Consider the following 7,131-nt stretch of genomic DNA (forward strand, 5'->3'; position numbering starts at 1 on the left):
CGTTAGATTATCACGCGGACATCGCCCAATTTTTCTAATGATAATTGTTTACGTTGTTGTATTGAGCTAATAAAAATTCGGTTAATCGGGATGGTCAGCTCTTTTGATATAGTTCGAATAATGGCGGGACCAAAATGGGATTCTTTCTCTATATGGCTGATCTCCATCAAGGGGTATTCTAGTATTAAAAATTGCATTTGTTGCTTATGATCGTCCGCTAATAGAATATTTTTATTATAAATAGAGATAATAATCACTTTTTTGGTATCTTCGTTAAGCATGATATACAACAACGCGCGATTAATCAGCGCAATATTGCTCCCTTCGCAAACGAAAGCATATTCTGTGTTGCTAATAGTGAGTAAAACATGCTCCAGTTTTTGATGTCCCCATGAGAATAATTGATATAACTGATTAAAAGCTTGTTTCAAAAATGACATGGCTAAGCGTAAGAAAAAGACTCGATAACGCACGATAATAAAAACAATTATCGTGGGTATGAAGTAGGCCATAAACATACCAGCTCCAGTAGGTTTTGCACTGAAGTTACCGATTAATGCCACAACAACAGCAATGATAGCGATAATGACTTGGAAGACAGGGGCTTTAACGTTACGTTCTAATTTAGGTCTACGAGCTTTTAATAATAAGTTGCTGCACGCAAAAAGCAACATCATAAATAAGAATCCAAAGGCGTAAACAGCGGCTAATTGTTCTAGCTCACCTTGAGTGTGAATGATGATAGAAATACATAATAAATAGAAGAGTAAGGTACACCTTGGATAAGCGCCCCAGCGATTCTTTTTCATTAAAAATGCGGGCAGTACACTGTCGCTTGTTATTCTGACTAATAAACCGTTTACACCGACAAAAGCGGTGAGTACTGAGCCACAAAGCACTAAGACGGCATCTACGGAAATTAATAGCGAGAGTTTAGTGCCCATACTTTGCTCGGCAGCATAAGAGAGCAAGGTACCTTGGTGGGTACTGATGTCTTCTAATGGAATAAAAGAGAGAATAAGAATAGCGAGTAAGGGGTTGATGATAGTGATAATTAACCACATATTTCTTAATGTTTTAGGAAATACACCTTTAGATTGTTGTTCGATATAGTTTGCAGAGCTTTCAAAGCCCGAAATCCCTAACATACCGACGGCAAAACCAATGAAAATGGCATACATGGGACCGGATTTTGTATCACCTTTCAGCGATAAAATATTTAAGCTTGTGCCGCCATCGTGTTGTATAAGATACCAAGCACATGACATGACTAATATGCTTAAGGTGATTAAATGGAAAATAAAGATAACGGTGGCGAGCCTTGCTGAATCACGTATGCCTAATAAGGTCAACAAAGTGAAAATACTCAATATTATAATAGCAGCAAAGTTAATGGAGAGTGCTGGAATAAAGACACTGGCATATTTCATTGCTTCGATGGCCGCAATTACGGCTGTTGCCATATAAGATAATAGGCTTAATGATGCAGCATATGAAGCGAGAGATTTACTGGTTGTATTTAATAGTGCATTGTAAATACCGCCGTTCATAGGAACAGCGCCAACGACTTCAGCATAGATACTGCGATATAAATACAATACCGCTGAGACAATCAGTAGGGAGATCCAAGCATATTGCCCAGCATAGCCAATGGCGATAGCGACAACATACAAACAGGATGATGAAATATCGTTACCACAAATGGCTGTGGCAGGGAGTTGGCTGAGAGTTTGGTTGTGTTTCAACTCTGTTTTTTTGACCATATGGGTATTATCATCTTCATTAATATTTTTCAGTGTAGGTTAGTATTTGCGTTATTGGAGTCTTATTATGGTGAGGGTGATTGTTGTGTGTCCCAGTGTTTAGTCGAGATAATCGGTTGTCTATTTTGGTAAATGTCAGATTGCGTCATATACTTTTAGGTGACTGTTTAAATAAGGAGTGACCACATGGCGCTGAAATGGATCGATTCACGGGAGATTGCGATTGCTTTAATAGAAAAGTACCCTGATATTAATCCGCTAAAAGTCAGGTTTACCGATCTTTATGAATGGATTTTATTGTTAGATGAGTTTAATGATGATCTGCAACATTGCAATGAGCGTATTTTAGAGGCTATTCAGGCATGTTGGATTGAAGAAATGGATTAATAGTGGTGATTTTTATTGAACTTAAAAGCTGTAATAATGATTTGTTGTGGCTCAAGTAAGTCGCTAATTTGAGTCTAATAACGTTGAATATACCCTGACTCCTATCAAGGAGACTAGTTTATTGAAACAACCCTGAAAAATTCAGTCACTGCTCGTACTTCAGTTTTCTTTATCACTTATCTGCACCCTATCCTCTAACAAGGGTATGAATTATGCGTTTAATTTCGTATAATCCGCGCGAATTTTAATACATGTTTATAAAAGGATGCTTTTCATGGCTATCGAACGTACTTTTTCTATTATCAAGCCAGATGCTGTTGCTAAAAACAATATTGGTGCAATCTACAACCGTTTTGAAACCGCTGGTCTGAAAATCATCGCGTCTAAAATGGTTCACTTAACGAAAGAACAAGCTGAAGGTTTCTATGCTGAGCATAGTGAGCGTCCTTTCTTTGGCGCTCTTGTTGCTTTCATGACGTCTGGTCCTATCGTGGTTCAAACGCTAGAAGGTGAAAATGCGGTTCTTACTCACCGTGATATTTTAGGTGCGACTAACCCGGCTGAAGCAGTTCTCGGTACTATTCGTGCTGATTTTGCACAAAGCATCGATGAGAATGCGGCTCACGGTTCAGATTCTGTAGAATCTGCACAGCGTGAAGTGGCTTACTTCTTTAGCGCCGAAGAGCTTTGCCCACGTACTCGTTAATTCGAGCTAGGCAATAAAAAAGAAGCCAATCGGCTTCTTTTTTATTGCCTAAATGTTGAATGGTTTCCTCATATATTACTTCTTGCCTAAGACTTATTTATATGTTATTTATCAACGCGTTAATTCATGTTGTATTATAGCCGTTGTTGACTATTCCCCCACGATTATCTGAAGTACTTAGTTGATGTTCTTATTTGAATTAAATATCTGAGCTGGTCAACTTAAATGAGTCGGTTATTATCGCAACCTAAGCTCACTTAATGTTTTCTTATGCCATAATCATAAATATTATTTTGGATAAATAGATAGGATAAAAAAGAACAATACTTATAGCAAGTGATGTAAAGGGTGAACACCCAAGTATTATTTTATTAAATCGTCTATTCTTGACATTAATCACTAGTTTTTGCGGATATGACTATATTGTTCCTGTTTGTTTTTTAATATTGAAATATTATTGTTTGTTTTTATTTCTCATTTTAATTCATTTGTGTTCTATATAAACTTCATACTATCAATGTTGAATTTTAGGTGTTGTAAATTTTATTATTCTTTTAAAAGTGACTGATTTACATGTAGTGTTAATATAGGTGAGTTCAATCATATAGGAGTATTATTTTAGTCTTCTCCTGATTTAGCCGATTTAGTTTATCTGTATTATTATTTAATTAGGAATACCATTTTGTTAAATAAAATATCTAATGGAATAAGAGTGCGGATATGGATTTATATCGATTAACCTTACTTTGATCATGTATGAGGTATGGTCAATAGAGGTGGCTCAACGTAGAGATTACAAGTGGTGGAGTACATCTATTTATTATATATGGCTATATGGTCTAATAGAAACAAATATTAACATCTGATTGATTTTTAGCCGTTTAAAGCCATGCTGTAACTGAGGTTTCGCTGTTCTCTTATCATTAATTTTACGCTTAACAAATGTATCCCTAAATGATTCTTATGGTCTTATTATGTTTAAATTTAATGTTAATTAACTTAATCATTATAACATTTAAATTAATTAAAACAAATGTATCGTATATGTGTATTTCGTTCCTAATTTAATTTAAATTTCTTCATTTATCTCTTATTTTCATAACCAAGTGTTTTCATTGGAATTGTATTTTTACAACTTATTTAAGCAGTGTTTTATTTGTTCAATAAAACACTGTTAGGTTATTTTAATGTAATTAGTGTTGACATGAAGTCTTATATTTAACAGTATTTATGACGAAAATAATTAACTTTAGTTTCATTAATAAAATAATAAACAACAAATAATAATATTTTGATATTTCAATTTGGAATGTCAGGGAGAATATATGCATTCATTAACGTTAGCTGCGAAAGCAGTCCGTCGTAGCTTTTTAGCTGTGGCAGCCACAAGTGTTGTTTTGTCTGGGCAAACTTTCGCAGAAGAGACCGTTTCAGAACCTGTTGAACGTATTTCTGTTACTGGTTCTGCTATAAAACAGACCGATATGGAAGGTGCGCTGCCTGTTACTGTCATTTCACGTGCTGATATTGATAGAACGGGTGTGACAAACACAGCGGAGCTATTACAACAAATCCCCTCTATGCAAGGAATGACTGTATCGGCTGATTCGGTCGGTGGGGGTGGCGGGGGAACACAGACAGCTTCAATTCATGATCTAGGTGAGCAATATACACTTGTGCTATTAAACGGTCGAAGATTGGCACCTTCAGACTCTGGTAGTAGTATTGATGTGAGTAGTATTCCTTTGGCTGGTATAGAAAGGGTTGAAGTGTTAACCGATGGCGCTTCTGCATTATATGGTTCCGATGCCATTGCTGGTGTTGTAAACTTTATCATGAAAGATAATATTCAAGGTTTCAACGTTAATGCGAGGTACGATAAACCTGAAGAAACAGGGGGATCAGGCTATGATCTTAGTTTTACAGGTGGATTTGGCGACGTAGATAGTGATGGCTATAATGTTAATTTTTCTTATAGTCGTAATTCAAGAGAGCAGCTAAAAGCAACCGATCGTGATTTTTCTAAAACGGGTATGATTTATTTTACACATGAAAATGAAGAATATTTCTTTTTCAATGGCTCCTCTAATGCCACTCCTGGAAATGCCTATGTCTCATATGGAACGGGTGAATTCGATGAGTTTGGAAATGAAATAAAGCAGAGTCGCAGCTTCAACCCATATAGCGAAGCTAATGGTGGATGTGATGCTAATAATTCTGAAATAGGAAGTGCTTGCTATTTTGATTATACTTCGACCATTGAAATTGTGCCTGAATCGGTGCGTGATAGTGTTTTCTTAAATGGTCAACTAGAATTAACTGATAATTTAACCATGTTTAGTGATGTTATTTTTTCTCGCTATACAATGACGACGCGAATTGCGCCTTATCCGACAGGGGCTTTTAGCTTAGAGTCTGATTCTAATTTAGTATCACAGTATGTTGTTCCCTATTTAAATGAAGCTGAAATGGCAGCGTACAATGCCGGTGACCTTAATGTGTCTGCACGTTGGAGAGCATTGCCTGCTGGCAATCGAACTACAGAGTGGGATACAACAGCGACGAATGTGGTCACAGGTTTAACGGGGGCGCTCGGTGAATTTGAATTTAGTACTGCTGTAACTTATTCAAGTAATAAAAGAGAGCAGAATTATAAGGATGGGTGGTTGTTAGAAGATGAATTCTTAACAGCTGCTAATGCGGGTGAGATAGATATATTCGCCTCTCCAAGTGTTCTCGATGCAACTTCTAGCTCAATCGCTTCGGGTGCAACCTATAGCGGTAACTGGGAGAATACGGAAGTGACCGTTAAAGGTTTTGATTTTAATGGGACTTTACCTTTATTTTCTCTACCGGCTGGTGATGTATATTTAGCCGTTGGGACAGATGCTCGTCAGACTAATTATGTAAAAACAACTTCAGCAGCTCAAAAATCAGGAATTGTATTATTTGAAGATGCTGCTGATGAATATGATTTAGTTCGTGATACTGCAGGTATGTTTGGTGAGCTTCAGATCCCATTAATGGATGAATTATTGCTGACGACGTCTTTACGTTATGATTATATCGGTGGCGTTAATGACGATTTAACGGGAGAGAGCGTCAGTAGCAGCATGGATGATATTACTTATAAAGTGAACCTTCGTTATCAAGTGATAGATGAGCTTGTTCTTCGTGGCTCTTATGGTACAGGTTTTAAAGCTCCGAGTATGCTAGAGATTGCCCAGCCACGAGAAACATTTGGGGTAACGGGTGCCGCTTATTCTTGTCCGTTTGATAGCAGCGATTCATTAAGTCAATATTGTTTTGCAGAAGCAACGCAATATGATATTTATCGTGAAGGTGCGGCAGATTTAAAACCTGAAACGTCGACGCAATATTCTGTTGGTTTTGTTCTTGCTCCTACTGAAAACTTCTCATTGACAATGGATTATTGGAACGTTGCAATGGAAGATACTGTTACGCGTTTAACGCAATCCCAAATTTTTGCCGATGCAGATAAATATCGTGATTTATTTGTGACAACCGTAAATGAAGGAACAGGTGAACTTGAGCTGGGAGTTATTCAAGGAGCGGTTAATGTAGGAGAAACCCAAAATAGTGGTGTGGACTGGAATGCATTACTAACCAACGATTTTGGTTGGGCTGAATTAACAACCAACTTTGTCGGTACTTATATGCTTGAGAGTGAGCGAAGTGTACCAGGTGAAGATGGTGTCATGACGGACAGTATTAATAAATTTGGTGATAATGATGCCGTAACTTTTCGAGTTGTTGCACAATTATCCACAACTCTATCACATGGCGATTTTGCTCATACTCTAATGGCTAACTATAAGTCAGGGTATGATGATCAAGTTCAATCAGTGTTAACAAAAGATGTTGATGGAAATTATACCCAAGATGCAGAAGTACAATTGCATGTACCATCATATACTAAGGTTAATTTCCAATCTAAATATTATGTGATGGATAACTTCTCAATGACATTGGGTATTAACAATTTATTTGATACTCAGCCAAGTTTATCCTTGGGTGACGGTTCTGGACATCAAGTGGGTTATGATCCACGTTATACCGATCCATATGGAAGAACTTTCTATTTACAAGCGGATTATAGCTTTTAATAGAATGGATTATTAAACAATAAAAAATGCCATTCAACATAATTAACAAACGGTAAACCCCCGGCTCTGCCGGGGTGACTCGCATAGGTTTCACCTATACCGCGGTATAGGTAGGCTCAAGTCTCGACCAAAAGACAGGAGAGCAACC

The 7,131-nt window shown here is 37.1% G+C and carries 4 protein-coding genes; 3 read left to right on the plus strand and 1 reads right to left on the minus strand.

Going from position 1 to position 7,131, the window contains the following annotated elements; genetic code table 11:
• Window positions 1–2: 2 nt before the first annotated feature.
• On the minus strand, window positions 3–1,763 hold the full coding sequence (locus L2764_RS15575) for an APC family permease (protein WP_248941186.1): 1,761 nt from the start codon (window positions 1,761–1,763) through the stop codon (window positions 3–5).
• Between the two features lie 186 nt (window positions 1,764–1,949).
• Here L2764_RS15575 and iscX point away from each other — a divergent pair, with 186 nt between their 5' ends.
• From iscX to L2764_RS15590, 3 genes are all read left to right on the plus strand, one after another.
• Entirely contained in the window at window positions 1,950–2,150 is a 201-nt protein-coding gene (gene iscX / locus L2764_RS15580) for a Fe-S cluster assembly protein IscX (RefSeq protein WP_248941187.1), read from the plus strand.
• Window positions 2,151–2,424: 274 nt separating this feature from the next.
• A complete protein-coding gene (gene ndk, locus L2764_RS15585) occupies window positions 2,425–2,856 on the plus strand; it encodes a nucleoside-diphosphate kinase (RefSeq protein ID WP_248941188.1) in 432 nt (143 codons plus the stop codon).
• Window positions 2,857–4,181: 1,325 nt separating this feature from the next.
• Window positions 4,182–6,983, plus strand: a complete 2,802-nt coding sequence (locus L2764_RS15590; RefSeq protein ID WP_248941189.1) for a TonB-dependent receptor — start codon at window positions 4,182–4,184, stop codon at window positions 6,981–6,983.
• Window positions 6,984–7,131: the final 148 nt, after the last annotated feature.

The sequence above is a fragment of the Shewanella surugensis genome (genome assembly GCF_023284005.1).
Taxonomy (GTDB): Bacteria; Pseudomonadota; Gammaproteobacteria; order Enterobacterales; family Shewanellaceae; genus Shewanella; species Shewanella surugensis.

Coding starts and splice junctions, on each gene's coding strand:
- L2764_RS15575 (WP_248941186.1), bottom strand. CDS start 1,763: ATGGTCAAAAAAACAGAGTTGAAACACAACCAAACTCTCAGCCAACTC.
- iscX (WP_248941187.1), top strand. CDS start 1,950: ATGGCGCTGAAATGGATCGATTCACGGGAGATTGCGATTGCTTTAATA.
- ndk (WP_248941188.1), top strand. CDS start 2,425: ATGGCTATCGAACGTACTTTTTCTATTATCAAGCCAGATGCTGTTGCT.
- L2764_RS15590 (WP_248941189.1), top strand. CDS start 4,182: ATGCATTCATTAACGTTAGCTGCGAAAGCAGTCCGTCGTAGCTTTTTA.